The sequence below is a fragment of the Actinophytocola sp. genome, assembly GCF_045807065.1.
Classification (GTDB): domain Bacteria; phylum Actinomycetota; class Actinomycetes; order Mycobacteriales; family Pseudonocardiaceae; genus Actinophytocola.
Map to the genome: position 1 here is coordinate 1 of NZ_JBJMIE010000512.1, position 17,796 is coordinate 17,796.

The 17,796-nt window shown below is 64.9% G+C and carries 17 protein-coding genes, 1 pseudogene and 1 other annotated feature; of the genes and pseudogenes, 4 read left to right on the forward strand and 14 right to left on the reverse strand.

The window, feature by feature from the left end:
* Window positions 1–261: 261 nt before the first annotated feature.
* Window positions 262–1,692 (forward strand): NF041680 family putative transposase, encoded by a 1,431-nt coding sequence (locus tag ACJ73U_RS30095; protein WP_407781121.1) that lies wholly within the window; start codon window positions 262–264, stop codon window positions 1,690–1,692.
* On the opposite strand, the gene ACJ73U_RS30100 is transcribed toward ACJ73U_RS30095, so the two are convergent.
* A complete protein-coding gene (locus tag ACJ73U_RS30100) occupies window positions 1,600–3,960 on the reverse strand; it encodes an NACHT domain-containing protein (RefSeq protein ID WP_407781105.1) in 2,361 nt (786 codons plus the stop codon). The two genes, ACJ73U_RS30095 and ACJ73U_RS30100, sit on opposite strands and share 93 nt — an antisense overlap.
* 274 nt (window positions 3,961–4,234) lie before the next feature.
* Here ACJ73U_RS30100 and ACJ73U_RS30105 point away from each other — a divergent pair, with 274 nt between their 5' ends.
* Window positions 4,235–4,438, forward strand: coding sequence for a universal stress protein (locus tag ACJ73U_RS30105; RefSeq protein ID WP_407781106.1), 204 nt, complete (start codon window positions 4,235–4,237; stop codon window positions 4,436–4,438).
* Here ACJ73U_RS30105 and ACJ73U_RS30110 read toward each other — a convergent pair.
* From ACJ73U_RS30110 to ACJ73U_RS30120, 3 genes and pseudogenes are all read right to left on the reverse strand, one after another.
* Complete coding sequence (locus tag ACJ73U_RS30110) at window positions 4,382–4,963, reverse strand: zonular occludens toxin domain-containing protein (protein WP_407781107.1); 582 nt, start codon at window positions 4,961–4,963, stop codon at window positions 4,382–4,384. The genes ACJ73U_RS30105 and ACJ73U_RS30110 overlap by 57 nt on opposite strands.
* 128 nt (window positions 4,964–5,091) lie before the next feature.
* Window positions 5,092–6,325, reverse strand: a pseudogene (locus tag ACJ73U_RS30115) (IS3 family transposase).
* Window positions 5,919–6,050 (reverse strand) — a sequence feature (AL1L pseudoknot). (Overlaps the previous pseudogene by 132 nt.)
* A complete protein-coding gene (locus tag ACJ73U_RS30120) occupies window positions 6,297–6,629 on the reverse strand; it encodes a transposase (protein WP_407781108.1) in 333 nt (110 codons plus the stop codon). The pseudogene ACJ73U_RS30115 and the gene ACJ73U_RS30120 overlap by 29 nt, the downstream one beginning before the upstream one ends.
* A gap of 344 nt (window positions 6,630–6,973) precedes the next feature.
* Between ACJ73U_RS30120 and ACJ73U_RS30125 the strand changes: the two genes are divergently transcribed.
* Entirely contained in the window at window positions 6,974–7,864 is an 891-nt protein-coding gene (locus ACJ73U_RS30125; RefSeq protein WP_407781109.1) for a hypothetical protein, read from the forward strand.
* 501 nt (window positions 7,865–8,365) lie between these two features.
* Here the strand turns inward: ACJ73U_RS30125 and ACJ73U_RS30130 are convergent.
* Both ACJ73U_RS30130 and ACJ73U_RS30135 read right to left on the reverse strand, forming a co-directional pair.
* Complete coding sequence (locus ACJ73U_RS30130) at window positions 8,366–8,950, reverse strand: ATP-binding cassette domain-containing protein (protein WP_407781110.1); 585 nt, start codon at window positions 8,948–8,950, stop codon at window positions 8,366–8,368.
* Between the two features lie 32 nt (window positions 8,951–8,982).
* A complete protein-coding gene (locus ACJ73U_RS30135; protein ID WP_407781111.1) occupies window positions 8,983–9,216 on the reverse strand; it encodes an ATP-binding cassette domain-containing protein in 234 nt (77 codons plus the stop codon).
* A 199-nt stretch (window positions 9,217–9,415) separates the two neighbouring features.
* Between ACJ73U_RS30135 and ACJ73U_RS30140 the strand changes: the two genes are divergently transcribed.
* A complete protein-coding gene (locus ACJ73U_RS30140) occupies window positions 9,416–9,706 on the forward strand; it encodes a DUF4342 domain-containing protein (RefSeq protein ID WP_407781112.1) in 291 nt (96 codons plus the stop codon).
* 239 nt (window positions 9,707–9,945) lie between these two features.
* On the opposite strand, the gene ACJ73U_RS30145 is transcribed toward ACJ73U_RS30140, so the two are convergent.
* The 8 genes from ACJ73U_RS30145 to ACJ73U_RS30180 all read right to left on the reverse strand — a co-directional run bounded on the left by ACJ73U_RS30145 (window position 9,946) and on the right by ACJ73U_RS30180 (window position 17,290).
* Window positions 9,946–10,332, reverse strand: coding sequence for a transposase (locus ACJ73U_RS30145; protein WP_407781113.1), 387 nt, complete (start codon window positions 10,330–10,332; stop codon window positions 9,946–9,948).
* On the reverse strand, window positions 10,266–11,141 hold the full coding sequence (locus tag ACJ73U_RS30150; RefSeq protein ID WP_407781114.1) for an IS4 family transposase: 876 nt from the start codon (window positions 11,139–11,141) through the stop codon (window positions 10,266–10,268). The genes ACJ73U_RS30145 and ACJ73U_RS30150 overlap by 67 nt, the downstream gene beginning before the upstream one ends.
* A 341-nt stretch (window positions 11,142–11,482) precedes the next feature.
* Window positions 11,483–11,875 carry a hypothetical protein gene (locus ACJ73U_RS30155; RefSeq protein WP_407781115.1) on the reverse strand — a complete coding sequence of 131 codons (393 nt, stop codon included), beginning with the start codon at window positions 11,873–11,875 and terminating at the stop codon, window positions 11,483–11,485.
* A 244-nt stretch (window positions 11,876–12,119) separates the two neighbouring features.
* The gene (locus ACJ73U_RS30160) at window positions 12,120–12,686 is read right to left on the reverse strand and encodes a hypothetical protein (protein ID WP_407781116.1); all 567 of its coding nucleotides are present in this window, start codon (window positions 12,684–12,686) and stop codon (window positions 12,120–12,122) included.
* Window positions 12,687–12,701: 15 nt separating this feature from the next.
* Entirely contained in the window at window positions 12,702–13,010 is a 309-nt protein-coding gene (locus ACJ73U_RS30165; RefSeq protein WP_407781117.1) for a transposase family protein, read from the reverse strand.
* Between the two features lie 891 nt (window positions 13,011–13,901).
* On the reverse strand, window positions 13,902–16,274 hold the full coding sequence (locus ACJ73U_RS30170; RefSeq protein WP_407781118.1) for a caspase, EACC1-associated type: 2,373 nt from the start codon (window positions 16,272–16,274) through the stop codon (window positions 13,902–13,904).
* Window position 16,275: 1 nt separating this feature from the next.
* Window positions 16,276–16,668 carry a hypothetical protein gene (locus ACJ73U_RS30175; protein WP_407781119.1) on the reverse strand — a complete coding sequence of 131 codons (393 nt, stop codon included), beginning with the start codon at window positions 16,666–16,668 and terminating at the stop codon, window positions 16,276–16,278.
* Between the two features lie 394 nt (window positions 16,669–17,062).
* The gene (locus ACJ73U_RS30180) at window positions 17,063–17,290 is read right to left on the reverse strand and encodes a hypothetical protein (RefSeq protein WP_407781120.1); all 228 of its coding nucleotides are present in this window, start codon (window positions 17,288–17,290) and stop codon (window positions 17,063–17,065) included.
* Between the last annotated feature and the right edge of the window lie 506 nt (window positions 17,291–17,796).

Consider the following 17,796-nt stretch of genomic DNA (forward strand, 5'->3'; position numbering starts at 1 on the left):
ACAACGGCTCCACCACCGCCCACTCCGCATCAGACAGATCCGACGGATACCGCTGCGTACGCGTCATCTACCACACTGTTACCGAGCACACCGCCAAGATCAACCAGCCACGCCGACCAAGATCTCAAACACGCCCTGAGCTTGTTGTTTAACCAGGTGGCGCTGGTGTGTGACCCCCGGTTGATCATGGGTGAAGCCCTTGGTTGATCATTCTTCTTGCGACAGAAGGAAGATCACAACCAAGGGCTTCAGTTGATCAGTGTGCACGACACCGGCCAAGCGGGTGCACTCGGGGATCTGTCCGGGTTCCGTGAGCAGGTCTACCAGTGCCTGACCAGTCGGGCGGACGCGTTGTTCGAGTTGGCCGACGCAGTGTTGTGCGCTGACGGGCCGGTCACCAGTCTGGCCGAACTGTCCCTCATGCCTGAGCATCGGCGTGGGCACGGTGGTGGCTATGACGCGATCAACCACGGCCGGATCGAGGTCGACCGGTTACGCACCACCCTGGCCGGTCTGCCGTTGCCTCGGGCCGCGAACGGTCGGATCGCGCTTGCCGTGGACGTCTCACACTGGCTGCGCCCGGACGCCGCGTGCAGCCCGCAGCGGCTGTTCTGCCACACCTACGCCCGCGGCAAAGGACAAGCCCAAATGATCCCCGGCTGGCCCTACTCATTCGTCGCCGCGTTAGAGACCGGACGCACCTCATGGACAGCGCTGCTGGACGCGGTCCGGCTCCGACCCGCCGACGACGCCACCGCAGTCACCGCCGACCAACTCCGCAACGTCGTGGGCCGCATCATCGACGCCGGCCACTGGCAGCCCGGCGATCCGCGCATCCTGATCGTGGCCGATGCCGGGTACGACGTGACCCGACTGGCGTTCGTGCTGGCCGATCTGCCGATCGAGGTGGTGGGCAGGATCCGGTCTGATCGCGTGATGCTGCGGCCCGCACCGCCCCGGACACCCGGCACGAACGGGCGCCCACGCAAACACGGCGGCATGTTCACCTTGGCCGACCCCGCCAGTTGGCACACCCCCGACCACACCACCCACACCGACACCACCCGCTACGGACACGCCCAAACCCAGGCCTGGGACCGGCTCCACCCGCGCCTGACCCACCGCGGCCCCTGGCTCGACCACGAGGGTGAGCTGCCGCTGGTCGAGGGCACCGTGATCCGCCTGCAGGTCGAGTATCTGCCCGGCGACCGCGACCCCAAACCGGTCTGGCTGTGGTCTTCGGTCACCGCCGCCAACGCCGAGCTGATTGACTTGCTCTGGCAAGTGTTCCTGCGCCGATTCGATCTCGAACACACCTTCCGACTGTTCAAGCAGACTCTTGGGTGGACCCGCCCGAAACTGCGCGCACCTCAGTCAGCCGACCGCTGGACCTGGCTGATCCTGACTGTCCACACCCAACTACGACTGGCCCGCCCTATCGTCGAGGACTGCCGCCGCCCATGGGAGAAACGAGTCACCGAGCCCCGCCGGTTGACTCCTGCCCGGGTCCGCCGCGGGTTTCGCAACCTCCACACGACGACCACCCACCCGGCAGCCGCACCGAAACCCTCCCGACCCGGACCCGGACGCCCACTCGGCTCAACCAACCCCCACCCAGCAACCCGTTACGAGGTCGGCAAAACCGTCAAACGCGACCTCACCCTCGAACAACACCGCAATCACACCGGTTAAACAACAAGCTGAGATGGCGAGTACGTGTTTTCCTGCCTCGAGTCGCTGTTCGGGTCCCAGTTCGGCGAGTACGTCAGCCGCTTTGAGCCGAGAGCCACGATCAATTCGTCGGTCTTCGATGATCGATGTCAGAGCGGCGACGGCCTCGACTAGCTGTTGTGGTCCCAGTGAGGCCATGCCAATAGCGGCGTCGCGTAGTCCTGTTGGGTTGTCGGTGTGGTTGGCCAGGATTTTCCGGAACACGTCGGCGCAGCGGTCGTGGAACTCGACCCCAATCTCCACCAGACCAGTGGCCACGTCGACGCGGTCGGAATCCGGGAGCCAGGAGTCTGCAGCCATGTTGGTCAGCACCTCGATGGCGTAACGTCGCGGTTCGCCGTCGAAACCGGCGAGGACGACGCCAGCGGTGCGGCAGTCCGCGCCGGTGGCGTCAGGGTGCGTCAGGACTGCCAGCAACCCGCGGACCGCCGCCTCCTGTTCTTCACTTCCGCGGTCGGACAAGGCTTCCGCGGCCGACAACCGGTGCCGGACCGGGATCGTCGCGTCGTCCACCACGGCTTTCAGCAACGCGACGGCCTCCGGTTCGCTGGGACCGCGCAGTCTGGTCGACAACGCGGTGGCGGCCTCCACCCGGGAGTCCCACGGGGCATCCTCATCCCGCATCAAACTCGCCAGCCAGTCGGCGATCCCCGGATGGTGCGCTGTCCGGCTCGCCTGCTCGAGGATCTCATTGCTGAAGTACTGCGTTGTCATCGCCCACTCGCGGACGGTCGCCAGGAACGCGTCGACCACCTCGGCGCAGGCGGGTGCGTGAGCCGCCAGCAGGCGTGCGGCCAACAGGTGCTGCTCCGCGCCACCGGCGTGCAGCCACTCGACCAGGCGGTCCGCCTGCGCCGGGTGCAGCCGGGTGTAGTGCAAGAGCACGGCACGTGCGTGCCCGCCGCGTTCCTCGGCGTGCGCGGCGTGCAGGCGACTGGCAAAATCGCGGTGCTCGGCGTCGAAGACCTCGGGGAGCAGCCGTGCTTCCGCCGTCGCCGCGAGGTGTTCGGCGAAGGTGTGGTGGAGGAAGGTCAGGTCCGGGCCACGCGGTGTCAGCGGGCCGACCCTGGTGAGGTGCGTGACCAGCTCCTCCTCCCAGTCCCCGGTCAGGTTCGGCAGCCGCTCCCTCGTCCAGTCCCGCGCCGCGGCGACGAGTGACGTGTCGTGGTCCACACACACCCGCCCGAGGTGCTGGAGCAGTTCGTCGCGGATCTGGTCGAACGGGCTGGGAGGCACCTCGTGCGCGGTGCGCAGGTACTTCAGGTACGTCTCGTACAACTCGTACTGGTTGTCCGGGAGGGGACGTGGGCCCTGCTTCTCGAAGATGATCGCGGCGATGTTCGCCAGCAGCGGGACCCGCACCAGCTCGTCCAGGTGAGCCGCCCGTATCTGGCGCACGAAGCGGTGACCGATGTCGGTGTCTTCGAACCACCTGTTCGCGAAGAGGCGCAATGCCTTCTCGTCGAACGGCTGCAGCTCGTACCGGATGGCACCGACCCGTTGCAGCGGCGCGAGCGCCGCACCCTCGATCGGCCTAGTGGTGAGCACGAAGCGGTACGGCGAGTCGTCCTTCCCCGCCATCGTGGCCAGCGCCGTCACCAGGCGGTCCCGGTCCGTCCCGTTCGCGATCTCGTCAAGGCCGTCGACCAGCAGCAGCCACCTACAGCCCGCCACGCACGCGCGGAAAATCCGTGCCGCAGGCGGCGGAGTGAGCAGCATGCGATTGTACTCCGCGGCAGCGCTGCGCGCGAGCGCCTCCGGGAACGACAACTCCAGGTGCGCCGCCAGCTCCCGGGCCGGCAGCCGCAGCGGTATCACCGGTTCAGCGAGTGGGACAGCGACCGGATCGGGGGTCGGCCGGAGCGCGTGCTCGGCGACGCGAGCCGCCAGCCGCAACGACAGCGTCGACTTGCCCTGCCCTGGGCCGCCGGTGACGAGCAGGTTGTCGTCCCCATTCAAGGCCTCGGTCACCGTCCGCGTCGGCGGGCGCACGGTCACCCGCACCACCGGCTCCTTCGGCGCGTCCACCAGCTGCCCCCGCCTGTCAAGGATCGGCGTGGGACGGTTCTGCTCGGTCAGCGGCTCCTCGATGCCGCTGCCGAGGTCCTGACGCACGTAGACCTCGTCTAGCAAAGGCCTGCGAGCGCCGGGGAGTCGGTAGGGCAACTCCGTGGCCGCGTCGATCTGAGCCTGCAGTAACGACCGCACCTCGGCCGGCAGCTCTCCCATCTCCTGCCAGCTGACTGGCCGCGCACACGGGGCCGGCAGTGGGGCATCGTCGACGCGGGGCGAAACGCTAACGTGCACGCCGCCGTAAATCGTCTCGGCCTGGACGGCGGCACCGTGGACCGTACCGGTGAACCGGTTCGTGGCGTCCTCTTCCACCCACCAAGGCTAACCCGCGCACCCCGCCGATGGATGGCAAGACTCGGACTGGCACGTCAGCGTGCCGATCGCGTCACCATCTCCAAGATCGGTTCATGCGATTCCGGCAGCGACGTAGATGTACCAGCCATGGTGGCCGGCACTGATCGCGGCCGGCTCTCGCGGCCGGAGCGCGTTCACCGGTCCCGTTCTCGGCTCAGTCAGCCAAACCGTGCTCCACCACGCGACATGCCCGATCGCCGCAGTTCGAACCCGAATGAACAAACTACCCGCTGCGACGGCGGGCGCGCTGCAGGACCTCTTCTTCGGTGCAGGCGCTTGACGGGTGGTGGCTCAGACACATCGGCACCTGGATCTTGCCCATTTTCATGCCCTCGGTCGCGCCGTAGAACCGGCCGGCGGGCAGGCGGGAGATGTCGTCGACGCGGCCGCCCTTGGCACGCGCCAGCTCCGTGGCGGCCTGGATCTGGACCGACGCGTTGAGCAGGCCGATGAACTGGGTCGCGGCGTTGTCGGTGACCATGTTGTGCAGCGCCTTCGGCGCCTGAGTCGCGTACACCATGCCGAGTCCGTACTTGCGCGCCTGGGTGGCCAGTTTGAGCGTGCTCTCGGTGGACGCCGTGGTGCCTCGTGATGGCACGAACGTCTGTGCCTCGTCGAGCACCAGGAGCCCGCCTAGTGCCTCGTCAATGTTGGTTGGTGCGGTAATTGATCTTTCTGGTGGGTGTTGTCCATCCTGGTGCCGAACCTGGCAGCGGGACTGGAAGGGACGGGTTGTGGCTCGACCACCGGAGGTGTTCGTGCGGGCGTTGACACTGGCTGAGGGGCAGCGGTTGCAGCGGATCAATCGGACCGCGAAGGATCGGGTGCGGTTGCGGCGGGCGATGATCGTGTTGGCCTCGGCGCAAGGCTGGCCGGTGCCTGATATCGCGGACCTGGCTCAGGTGTCAAGCCCCGGGTTTGGTGGAGACTGGATTATCTGGGTTCCAGGGATGCGGTGACTGGGTGGGTCATCGCATGGAGCGCCTCGTACTCGGCGGGCGGGACGTGTCGAGCTCGCCGTGCAGACGCCGGTTGTTGTACCAGTCGATGTACTCGACGGTTGCGAGTTCCAGATCGTCGAGGCCGCGCCACGGGCCGCGATTGCGGACGAGTTCGGCCTTGTACAACGAGTTGAACGCCTCCGCCATCGCGTTGTCATAGCTGTCGCCTCGGGACCCGACCGAGGCGACCGCGTCGGCCTCGGCCAGGCGCTGGGTGTAGCGAACCGCTCGGTACTGCACTCCGCGGTCGCTGTGATGGACCAGGCCGGTCAGGTCGGCGCCGGTGGTCTGGCGGCGCCAGATCGCCATCTGCAGCGCGTCCAACGCCCGATCCGTGTAGAGACTGGTGGCGACCTGCCAGCCCACGATCATGCGGGAGAAGACATAGAGCACGAACGCCGCGTAGACCCAGCCCGCGGCGGTACGCACGTAGGTGATGTCCGCGACCCACAACTCGTTCACCCGCGTCGCCGTGAAATCACGTTCCACCAGGTCAGTCGGTCTTCCGGTCTCCGGCGCCGGCCAGGTCGTGCGAGGAGACTTGTCGCGGAGCAAGCCGCGTAACCCGGCCTTGCGCATGAGCCGCTCGACCGTGCACCGGGCCACCTCGACGTCCTGCCGGTTCAGCTCGGCCCAGACCTTCCTGGCCCCGTAAACGCTGTAGTTCGTCTCATGCACCCGTTTGATCTTCTCGGTCAGCTCCCGGTCCCGCGCCGCGCGGGCGGACTCGGGACGGGTCTTGGCGGCATAGTAGGTCGACGGTGCGATCTGGGCAGGCGTGCCCTCAAGCACCTGCAGGACCGGCTGGACACCGTGCTCCTTCCGTTGTGAGTCAACGAACTCGACCTTCATCGCGATGGACGGTCCAGCTCCGCCGCGAAGAAAGACGCCGCTGACTTCAGGATCTGGTTCGCCCGCCGCAGCTCACGCACCTCACGTTCCAACTCGGCGATCCTGGCCGCCTCTGTCGAGGTCGCCCCCGGCCGTGCCCCTTCGTCGGTCTCGGCCTGCTTCACCCACGTCCGCAACGCCTCCGGATGCACACCGAGTTGGTCAGCGATCCGCTTGATCGCCCCACCAGCCGACGCGGGGTCTCGCCTGGCCTCAACCGCCAAACGCGTCGCCCGCTCACGCAACTCATCCGGATACTTCCGTGGTGCCGCCATAACAGTCGATCCTCCGGGTGTTCGATGTCTCCATCAAACCCGGGGCGGGACAGTTCACGCCTTCGGTGCGTCCGTTGTGGTGATGGAGGGTGATGGCGGCGGTGATGGCGTCGATGTCCTGGGCGATGCCTCGGACGAACGAGTGCACGTGGGGTAGGTCCGTCTCATGTGTGGCGGCGGTCCATTCCGCCAATCGTGCCGGGTTGTCCTTGCGAGGAGCGAGCAAGGCGGTCTCCAGCGACCACGCGAACACCTCCGGCTGACGCGCCACCGGCCTCACCTCCGCGGCCAGCTTCGCGATCACCGGTCCGGATGTCCACCCGAGACGATGACAACGTCAACGTTTCTCGATATGGCTGTAGCCTGTGAGTGATGATCGGCAACAACGGTGACGAGACGCCTTTCGACAGGGTGTCTTGGGGCCTGGCTCTCGGCGAGGAGACGTTCGTGCGGCTGCCAGACGTTAGGGGAATGCCGCGGGCGCCGGAAGGAGCGGCTCGAGCGACTCCCACAGCCGGTCGGTCAGCACCTCCTCACGCACACCAAGATTCTGGAAAGGCCCGCTGCTGGCGCAAGACGACACGCCGACTCATTCTGAACCGACTTCTTAGGCACACCTTTTGATCAACTCCTGGCAGTCACCTAGTCGTGAAGCAACCCCCGGTGTCTGGTACTCGTCCAAGCACCATGACCCAATCTCCATCGCCCAGCTCTCATGGTGGATCGCACGACCCAGACACCGGTCTCGAACTGGAGCCCAAGAAGCCGAACAAGATCAAGTCGTCTCTGCACACGTTACCTCCAGTCATTGCGATCTTGGCCGATACGGGGGCAGCTGTCTTCTATGTGCTCGGTGTAACATCGCTGGGCGACAAGCCCAAGGCTCTGATCGGTTTGGGAGTGGTCGGCGCACTTGTTTCGCTTGCGTATCTGATCGCAGCGGAGAAGAGAATCTACTGGCTTGGCACTACGGCGCTCGGTCTCGGGCTGGGTTTGATCTGTTTGGGCATAGTTTCTGAGAGTTCCGCCGGCTCGGCGGGGTTTCAATCTTCAATTCAGTCGTCGCTGCCCTCTTCGACGGCGACATCTGGCGAGCGCGGAAGACATATCACCAGTCCGACCGAAAATGCGCTCGTCGGTAAGTGTGTTCGGATCGAAGGTGTGGGCAAGCCTGCGGCAGGATACCGATTTCGAATCGGTGTTTTCGCGGATCCTGAGAAAATTTGGGTAATTCGGCAGACTGTGCCAGCTACTGACCCGGGTTACGACTGGTATGCGTGGCCGGTGTATGTCGGCGACGACGACGACTTTGGAGCTCAGTTCACAATTGTTGTTTATGAAGTTCCCGACAGCCGCCTTGCCCAGTATGACGATAATAGTTTCAAGGGTGCGCCGCATAGCGAGCAGGCGCTCTATAATGACGGCGTGCGTATGGTGCACTCAGTGCAGGTCAAGCGCAAAGACGTCGGTGACAACTCGTGCTCAAGCCGGACGAGAGGCGACAATATGACGACCTCGATGAATAGGCCCACGAGTTAGCGCAATGGCGGCGAGGTGAGACCTCCGGCACTTCCCGTAATAATCGTGTCTTGTCGCAGAACTGACGGTGGTGCGCGCCGACGAACTCGGCGGCCTCGCCGTCCTCGCCGCGTCGGTCGGGCGGGGAGCAGACGGGTGGCCGACGTCCTCGCGCTGGAGCGGCTAGGTCCGCCACGCCGTGGGTGCTCGGCACGCTGGTCACCTTCGTGTCGAGCTCGCCCTCCGCCGCCCACCTGCATTCCCAGCCACCGCGCCCGGGTCTGCCGTGGGCCGGGTGCACTTGCTGACCGCTGATGTCCTCGCGCTTGGCCGGATCAGGACGGCAGACACTGAATTGGGGTGGGCTGGTCGCGGCCACCGGCAGCACACTGCTGAAGCTGGGTCGGGCGCCGCCCGGCTGCTTGGTGATATCGGTGATGTCGGCCGGTGCGCCGACAAGTGCTTCCGGCAAGCCAAGAACGACGATCACTACCAGCTCCGATCCCGGCGGGCCCGGTATGCCTAGGACCGCCGTTCGCGCGACGCACGCAGATAACCCATGACCAGGGATTCCAGGTCGGGTTCGGTGCCCGCCCAGCCTTCCGGCGTCGGACTCGCCTCCCGCAGCAGCAGGGTGGACTGGCGCTCGGTGCGGGTCGCGCTGATCAGAGTTCCCCCCACGGAGGACTCGTCCGCGGCCGGACCGACCAGGATCCGGTGCCGCGCGAGGACATCCTCGATGTCGCCGTTGAGCCGAACCCGGCCCTCGTCGATCAGCAAAATGTGGTCGCACACCTCACGCAGGTCGCTGAGCAGATGCGAGGACATCACCACGGTGGTCCCGCGGTCGGCGACCTCGGTCATGATGATCCGCAGCGTCTCGTCGCGGGCCAGCAGATCCAGGTCGGACAGCGGTTCGTCCAGGAGTAGCAGCCGGGGCAGCCGCCCCAGCGCCATCGCGATGGCCACCTGGGTCAGGACGCCCGCGGACAGGGTGCCGACCTTCGCGTCGTAGTCCACGCCCCCCAGCAGCCCGAGCACCTCGTGCACCCGGTCGGTGGACCAGCGGTCGTTCATGGCCGCGCAGGCGCGCACCTGTTCGTGCATCGTGAGTTCGCGGTAGAGCGGCCGGCTTTGCGTCAGGACGAGACGTCCGGGTGGGTCCGCCCCCGTACGGGGGTGTCGAAGACCCTCAGGTCGCCGGTGGTCGGGCGGCTGAGGCCTGCGACCATGCGCAGCAGGGTGCTCTTGCCCGCGCCGTTCGGGCCGATCAGCGCGACGACCTTGCCTTCGGGAATGGCGAAATCGCACTCGTGGACGGCCCAGCGGGTGCGGTATCGCTTGCCCAGGGCGGTGGCGGTCAGAGGGTTCATGATCGTTCCTCGGCGGGATAGTGCTCGTCGCGGACCGCGGTGTACAGGGGGTCGCGGCCTACTGTTCGGGCAGGACTGAGGTGGCCCGTCGTGGCCCTGAGGGTCGGATCAGCGGAGGTCAGGGGGAACCCTGATGGCACGGCGTCTGATCGCGGGCACGCTGAGGTTGTACAGGGAAATCCGCAGTTCGAGGAGAGTCATGAGCGAGTCCGAGCCCGAGTACGCCCGTTCCGCGGTCGACTCGGTGGTCGACGCCGTGCGGGGGCTGGTCAGCGGGGGCGTCAACCGTCGGGTGGTTGTGCGGGACAGCAAGGACGATGTGGTGTTGGAGGTGCCGGTGGCTCTTGGGGTCGTGGCCGCGTTGGCCGCTCCGGTGGCCACGACGATTGGTGCCGGTGTCGCGTTGGTGGGTAAGTGCGAGATCAAGCTCGAGGACCGTCGCAGGCCGGGTGCCCAGCCGGCGACGACGGTCGACGGCGAGCAGGTCTAGGCGCAATGCCACTCATTTAGCTCGTCCTGGCTGGTCGTGGACGGTGATCTGGCTTCGACGGCGGTGTGATCGTGACTGCCGTGCGGGGTGGCCGGCTGTGCCGGTGGCGCTGTCGGTGGTGGGGTCGCTTGACGGGAAAGTTGCTCATTTTCCGTTTGACTACTCGGGGATAGCTGCGATTCCGTCGTTCCACGTTGACTTCATCGACGACCTCGTCAAGGAGAAGCTTGTAGTGATCGTCATGCCTGGTCAGGGGGAAAAGATCCCGGTATCCATATTCTGGACCGGATGACGCGAACGGTGTTCTTGTGGGATATCCGGTCGGGATCGAGCTTTGCTTGATCAGCGGCGTCGGTGGTGACACGCATGGTGGCGTAGTGGACAGCAAGATGTGCCCAGAACTCTTGCCGAACACCGTCCGGTGACTTGGATCGAAAGATCCGATCGGCGTTGAGTTGCACACTCTTGATCTGCTTGAGAAACCCTTCGATATCCCACCGCTCGTGGTAAAGGATCGCGAGGTCTTTCGCCGACGCCCGCGCTGGATCCAGGATCGTGGTCACGAGTCGATACAGCTCGTCTTTACCATCCTGCACATCGGGCAGCCGGTATTCGATGACACGCACCCGAAAAGACACCATACCGGATTTCTTGGGTGGATAACCTCCGTGATGTAGGAGCTATCAGTCAGACCCTCCACCGGGCGCAGGATGAGGTTCGACGGCACCCGCCACAGCAGGTCAGCACCCGTGTCCACCGCTCCACGCCAGCGGTGGAACGAGTAGACACCACGATCAGCCAGCACCAACATCCCCGGACGAAGAGCCGAGAACATCTCCTCGATCAGCTTGGTTTCCGACACCGTGTACGGTTCCAGTCGAGCGTCGAACACCGCATGCGTTCCCAGCTCAACCAAACACGCTGCCCGCACCTGCGGATAAGCACTCTTCTTCTCACCCCGACTCGAGCCTGGCCGACCGAACTCCTCGTCGTTTTCCTCGGTGTCCGGCACCGTGAACGTAGTGCCGTCAAAAGCGACCAGTCGCCAATCCCGATACCAGGCGCCTTGTGTCTCGGGAGTCGCTACCGGTCGTAGCACCTGACGAACGATCGTTTCCACCGGATCAGCACCCAACCGCCGACGGGCCGTCCCAATCGCCCCCGCAGTCGGCACCGGCCGACCATTCACGCCTCGACCGAAGGCTTGCAGGAGAATCTTCGCCGTCGACCGATACGACTCCTGCGGAAACAAACACAAAGCGAGAACCAGATAGAACACCAACCGAGCCGGCAACGCCCGCGTCCGCTGCTCCCGCCGCCAAAACTGATCGATCACACGATCAACCAACTCGACCGGAAACGTCCGCGCCAACACACCCACCGCCGCCCGATCCGCCAAGCTCGGACCAGCACCCGCGCCCACTTCAAGATCCACAAGCCGCAGGCTACCGGCCGCGTCGAACGTTAAGTGAGTGGCATTGGGTCTAGGCGGGTAGCCGCGGCTGGCGCCGTCGTCCCTGGTGACGACGGCGCCGCGCGGCGAGCACCGGGATACGGAACAGGACCGTCGCCCCCGCGGGACGGTTCTTTCCCATCCTTGTGGTGTCTCCGGCGGGAGTACCAAAGGATGGGAACAGGGCTGACCAGTGGTTTCTCAGCGGCAGTCTGGTGATCGAGTCATCTTTTGGGGTGTCTTCGCCTGAGTAGTGCCGTGTGGGGCGGTGCCCAGGCAGTCCCGCCCCACACCCAGGTCCGGACGTTTGCTGCGATCCGTCATCATGCGGTGTCGCGGCGAAGGCGGGCAGCGGTGCGGATGAGCGACCGCGCGGAAGTGTTGCGCCAAGGTTCCGGCAGCCAGCGGTCGATGGTGCGGCGTGCGTTCCGGCACTGCCACCACAACACAGGCGAGACGAGGAACAGTCGCTGATCCAGAGGGGTGTGCAGTCGCGTAAGAAGGCGACCGCGCAGCAACTCTGCGATCTTGTTGGTGAGGCCCGGGTACTGGGCTTCAACCTGTGCGAGGAAGCCCCGTACGTCTGGGGTGTCGCCTTGGCGCAGGCAGGACTCCAGGGTGTGGAAGTAGTTGCGGATGAATCGGTTCAGTGGGAAGGTTCGGGCGATCGCGCGGATCTCAGCGTCAGGGTTGCCCGCGAGGTCGAGGTAGGTCATAGCCATACGAACGACACGACGCCCGACTGTTCCCACACGCCAGCAACTCGCGTAGGAACTCGCTGACCGGTCCGATCGCCGCACCGGCCCCGTCGAGCACGACCCACGGCAAGGTTGGATCACCGGTCGGCTTGACGGTGCCCGTCCTCGCGACGACAAGCCCGGCCACCTGCCGGACGGGCGTCTGCTCGAGTTCCATCGGTCTCCGTTCTCACGATCACACTTGAGGACGGAGCGTTCTCGGCTACGCCGTCAACACCCGGGACGACACGCCGTTAGTGCGATCAATGGGTCGGTGCACCGCCTTGCCGGAAAACGACAACTGGAAGGTAAACAGGAAACAGGTCACCAGAACTCCGCGCAGGCGGACGGCCACCTCGCCGAAGTCGACTTCGGCGTCCGCGCCCGGCCGGTGGGTTTGCGAGATGAACACCTCGGCCGGCTCCCGGCCCGCCTCGCGCCGAACCTCAGCGCGGCGCCAACCTACGTAGCCCGACACCGTCGCATACGAGATGCCTTCCATCTCGTGCTCAGCGACCAGGCGATCGAAGATCCGCTTCGCGGTGTGCCGCTGCTTGCGCGGAGCGTCCAGATCCGCCCACAGCATCGCGTCGATCGCCGGCTTGAACGGATCCAACCGAGACTTCCGCGGCGGCTGTTTCTTCCGCGGACTCGGAAACGCCGAGGTCAGCGCTTCGCGCACCGTCCGTCGATGCACCCCGTACTTGCGCGCCAGAGCCCGAACCGACAGACCCTCGACCCTCGAGTCCCGCCGGATCGCCGCGAACAACTCGACCTTGCTCCGTTGCACGCTGCGCCTCCACGGTCAGCAGCGACGGCATCCTCCTCCGATGACCTTGGTGCGGCCAGAACTTCCTGGAACCAACTCCACGATCAAGCCCATGGAGCCAAACCACATCCCTAAGCGGGGCCAGAACTCACCCTTCAAACCAGTGCCCTCGACCGCGTCGGCGGCCCATTCAGCGATCGCGGCGAACGAATGCGCACCGGAGACCACCGCACACACCGACACGAACAGGATCGCGGAGAACCGATGCCGCACACCCCGCTTCTTGCGCGGATCCGGCACCGACTCCAACACCTCCAGCAAGCCGCCGCGCGCTTCCGGTGTCACCCCGCCACACAGCGGGGCCAGTTGGTGGGACAGCAGAGCGATGGGAGACGATGACACTGCAGGCACGGCGAGGCTCCGAAAGTCACGATGGCGTAGGAACCTTCATGATCAACGGTCCCGCCGTGCCTGCTCCGAACCCACCCGGACCTTCGGTGTGTCGCAACAAAACAGCAGGTCAAGCCACAGATATACGGCTTTGCCTCAGCCCTGGTAGCGGAAGCGTCTCGGATGCACCGGGATCGCCGGTTCCAAGGCACCCTGCACCGAGCATCAGCCCTGAAAGCCCACCACCGAGCACACCAGCCCCCACCGCTGAACCCACCTTCACCATCCCACGATCCCGAGAACCTACCCGAGACCGCTGATGCCGTAGCTGGAATCTCCCACACGATCGATACCGAGGTGAACCGCGTCGTCGACACCCTGCGCACCCATGTCTCGGCCACCACAGGACAAGCGTCGCAGACCATTCGCACCAGCCTTACCCAGACCGGGAACCTGCTCACCTCCATCCTGAACACCAAGCAGTCACTAGCAATCGCCGCACTCGATACCACACTGCAACTACCTCTTGAACCAGCACACCAACCAGCTGAGCCAACTCCACTCGAGTCACGCTCCCCATAGGCGGCGCTGAGACGCCACGACTGCCACGCCAATGTAGTAGCCAATCTCTGCCCTTGAGCCAACGCGGCGCTGGGAAGCGCTGTGATCGACGCAGATCGGGGGTCGAAGGGTGAGCATGAGCGCCGTTCACCATGCTGGATGGCCTCGATCGCTGCGACGGCGTCGGTCTCGGACAGCCTGACGTCCAGACTGCCATCGGCGGGACCCTGCAGAGGTGTGAGTGGCTAGTACTATCTTCCCGGAAGGCGCTGACACAGCGCGCAACTATTCGAGGTCGAGTGTTGAGGGTTCCTCGTGGCGGCCTATCTGATTCAGCCATCGGCGTAGCTCTCCCAATGCACGCTGATAGGCCGGTCCGTACAATTCCGGGGCTCGCTCTGCGCAGGCTCTCCACACGCTCACCAGTTCGTGGTGCGCGCGGATCGCGCTATCAGTATCATCCAGTTCTCGCAGGTTGAGCACGAGGTTGTGCAGCGATGCGGCCAGGTCGGGACAGTATCGGTCGGGTTCTGCTTCAGCGAGCTCGCGTCGGATCGTGAGGGCTTCTTGGCTGGTGACCAACGCCTCCTGGAGGCGGCCGGCCTCTCGTAGGTAGATCGCGAGGTTGTACAGAGACGTGGCGAGGGCCGCGCGGTATCGGTCGGGTTCTGCCTCGGCCAGCTCGCGATAGTGTTCGACGGCTACCTCGGTCTTAGCCAACGCCTCGCCCCACCGACCCATGGTTCCCAGGTTAATCGCGAGATTGAGCAGCGAGGCAGCATGGTCGGGGCGGTACCGAATGCCGCGTTCACGGATTCGTCGTCTATTGCGTAGTGTAAAAAAGAGTAGGATAGCGAAGATTAGTCCACAAATCACGTTAGTCGCGACTATGTAACCAACGGTATTGTCCTGTGAGGTAATAGCGAAATCTAGCTCAAGCAGGCCCGCAAGTATGGTTAATGTCCACAGCAGGACTCGCCAAGCCGGTGAGGTCGCCATCTTCCTGCGGACTTCGCGTGGTGTCGTGTGCAGTTCGGTGACGGGCGTCGCGTCTGATGGGTTGTTCTGCGTGAGTGGTTTCCCGCCGGTTGGTGCCGTGGTTCTGGTTTCGCGAGACTCGCGGGATCGGCCCCCAGGATCGGGTGAGTCGGTGTCGAAGGGTGCTGGAGCAGGTTGGGTGGGGGTTGGTGGTTCATCGTGCTGTGGTGACGACGGGGCGGCTGTTGCGGCGGGCTGTTCGTTCGGTGACGCAACTGCAGCGCGGCCTTCTGCCGGGGTATCGGGCGGCGTGCTGGGTCTCGTGGCGGTGGTGTATTCGGCGGATGCTGATATGTCCGTCGCCGCGGTAGGGGCTTCATTCGGGGAGGGCGTGACGCTGTCGGGTGTGCGTGCCGCGGTGGCTGTCTGATCGTCCGCAGGGGTCGGCGGTGTGGTGTGGGTTGTCGCGGAGTCTTCTGCCGTCGGCGTTGGTTGGTGGGACGGGAGGGCTGCGGGGGCGTCTTCTGCCAGTGGAGCCGCTGGCCCGGACAGGGTGCTGGCCGAGGTGACGGTTGGCTCTTCGTGTTGGGCGATTGTCGAGCTGGCGCGGCGCTTTGCCGTCGATGCCGTCGGTGTCGCTGGCGTTGGTGGGTGGGGTTGTGGGTTTGCGGGAGCACTGAGGCGTGTTGTTGGAGATGTTGTCGCAGCCGGTACCGCATCAGCAAGGGCGGTGGTCGCGGCTGCTGCGACGGTGCGACTGTCGTCGTCTTGCATGTCGGTCAGGATGGTGCGTGCGGCGAGTGCCAGGCCTGCGTGTCGGCCGTGGAGCAGGTTGGTCAGCTCCGTGACGGCTGCCGCGCGGATCGAGGCGAACGGGCTCGTGGCGGCGTCCGCGAGTTGCGACGGTAGCGGTGCGGGGGTGGTGACTGGGTAGGCGCGGCGGGCGATGTGCAGTTCGCCCTGCACGTTGAACATCCACTTGCCTGGAGTCTGGTTCGAGGTGCTGGCGCGCACCGCGTCGTAGACGTAGTCATATAGCTCGTCCAGCGCGACTATGCCGTCTTGGTCGCGGTCGGCGTCGCCGGTGGCGAGGCCGCGTACCAGCGCACCGGTGAACACTGACGGCTGTGGCGTCGTGGTGTCGACCAGCGTGCTGTCTTCGAATGCGTACTCCATGGCGCTCGAGGCGGTGATCACCGCCCGGCCTCGCCCGCCGAACTGGGTCTCGATGCCGATGCTGCCGCCGGCGCGCGAGGTGATGCCGCGTTCGAAGGCGCCCGCGTAGCAGCAGTCGAGCAGGAGCACGATCCGCCGGCAGCGGCTGCGGTTCATCCGCCGGTTTACGAAGTCAGCCGCCACCGCGGTCGCTCCCAGCCTGCGTAGCCGGGTGTTCGTGGTGGCGAAGTACAGCTCGCCTTCCTCGTCTTTTACGCCGTGGCACGAGAAATGCGCGAGCAGCAGGTCGTCTGGATGGCGGTCGGCGAAGAATTCCTCCACCGCCAGTGCGATGTCGTGCGCGGGCTGGTCGAGCAGCGTGTGGACGTCGAACCCACCGATGTCCGGGGCGCTCAGCACCGCCGCGAGGGCCTCGGCGTCGCTGCTCGGAGCTCGGAGCTGCTGCAGCTCGGGATCGGTGTAGTTGGCGCTCGCGACGATCAGCGCGCTACGTGCCCCGGCCACGTCAAGGCCGGCTCTCGTTACGTCGCAACCACTCCTCGGTCAGTCGACGCTGCTCCTTCGACGACACGCCGGTCAGTTCCAGCACGTCGCCATTCAGCTCAAGCCGGATGCTGCGCCGATGGGAACCGGCAAGCCATGACTTGACCGTATCCAACAGGGAGTCCAACAGCGGTGACCCCGCGATCGTGACAACCAACGCCCCCAACGCGGCGAGCTCGAGGCCACGAGACCCGGGCGGCGCCTCACCCCCGGCTGGGGTGGTCACGTCGACGACGTCAAGGGAAAGTAACTCCCGGCGAACCTGCAACGCGGCCTCAGCCACCTCGTCAGCATCCCCGTCCGGGCCGACACCGACCTGGAGATGGAGCTGTAGAAACCGGGCTTCCTCTACCACACAAGAACTATAACGACCAAAGCAACCCACACCTAATTAGGTTCCCCCGTGATCGTGGAACACGGCCCAGCGTCGTCGATCAACATCCACCTGGACGAAAGAATCAAGATCAACCATGTAGGAACCTTTAAGTGCAGGCGCCAAGCAGGGTGAGCTGAACGTGCTGAACGAATACACCATCGGGCGCGTTGACTGGTGCCAAAGGTCCCGGTAAGCGAGAGTCCTTTTGCCCTGTCGGGTCCGCTGTTCGGTCATCTACCATTTTGAGCTTTTCTCCGCTGTCACCTGGCCGGTAGTCGCGGTGCCGCAGCCCCATGTCGATAGCGTCGAGAACCAGGTCGTTTCCTTCGACATACTCGCGCGCTACGGAGGTTGAAAGGTTGAGGTCTGGCGGTTATGGAGGATCTGGTTCGAGGACGAGTCCGGTTTGGGTGAGGAAGCTGTTGATGAGGTCGGGGCGGTATTGGATGTGCTTGAGCCGGTTGCGCACGATGGTGGCGAGGTGGTCGATGTCGTGGGCGGCGAGGTTGCCCAGCCCGTTTTTCATGTTTGCCCATGCGCCTTCGGTGGGGTTGAGGTCGGGTGCGTAGGCGGGCAGGCGCACGATGGTGAGCCAGATCACACCGCAGGACCTCACCCAGTAGCTCACGCGCCTCTGGAGTGATGAAATCCGCGAGCTGCTGGACTTTCCACTTTCGGTTTGGAATGAACCGGTCGTTCGCCACGAACAGCAGTTCAATTACCTCTTCGAGCGCCAAGTTGAGAACGTGGTGACCAATCACCGGATCGCAACGCCGGGCCTGCCGCAACGGCATCTCACGGATATCCCAGGTAACTCGGTTGGCGAGCCTGCGGCGCTCAGCTTCGAGTAGATTTCTTTCTTGCTGGGTCTTCTGCTGAATGACTCGACCGAACGCGCCGCCGTGGTCTAGCAAGATCTCCGCCTTGCGGGAGTATACCTCGCACTTCTCACCAGCCCACGTTGTTCTAGGGTCCGCCTCATACTGGTAGATAAGCTGGTTGACGTTGACTTCCATGCGACCCCACGGGACGTCCACATAGAAGAGAAACGGAGGAACCCACTGGGGAATCTGGTCGGCAATCAATGCATAGGTGTCGCGCGGGCGA

Bases quoted from the DNA above. Each gene is read 5' to 3' on its own strand.
- ACJ73U_RS30100 (WP_407781105.1), bottom strand. From the start codon at position 3,960: ATGGGAGAGCTGCCGGCCGAGGTGCGGTCGTTACTGCAGGCTCAGATC.
- ACJ73U_RS30105 (WP_407781106.1), top strand. From the start codon at position 4,235: ATGTACCAGCCATGGTGGCCGGCACTGATCGCGGCCGGCTCTCGCGGC.
- ACJ73U_RS30130 (WP_407781110.1), bottom strand. From the start codon at position 8,950: ATGCACGAACAGGTGCGCGCCTGCGCGGCCATGAACGACCGCTGGTCC.
- ACJ73U_RS30135 (WP_407781111.1), bottom strand. From the start codon at position 9,216: ATGAACCCTCTGACCGCCACCGCCCTGGGCAAGCGATACCGCACCCGC.
- ACJ73U_RS30140 (WP_407781112.1), top strand. From the start codon at position 9,416: ATGAGCGAGTCCGAGCCCGAGTACGCCCGTTCCGCGGTCGACTCGGTG.
- ACJ73U_RS30155 (WP_407781115.1), bottom strand. From the start codon at position 11,875: ATGACCTACCTCGACCTCGCGGGCAACCCTGACGCTGAGATCCGCGCG.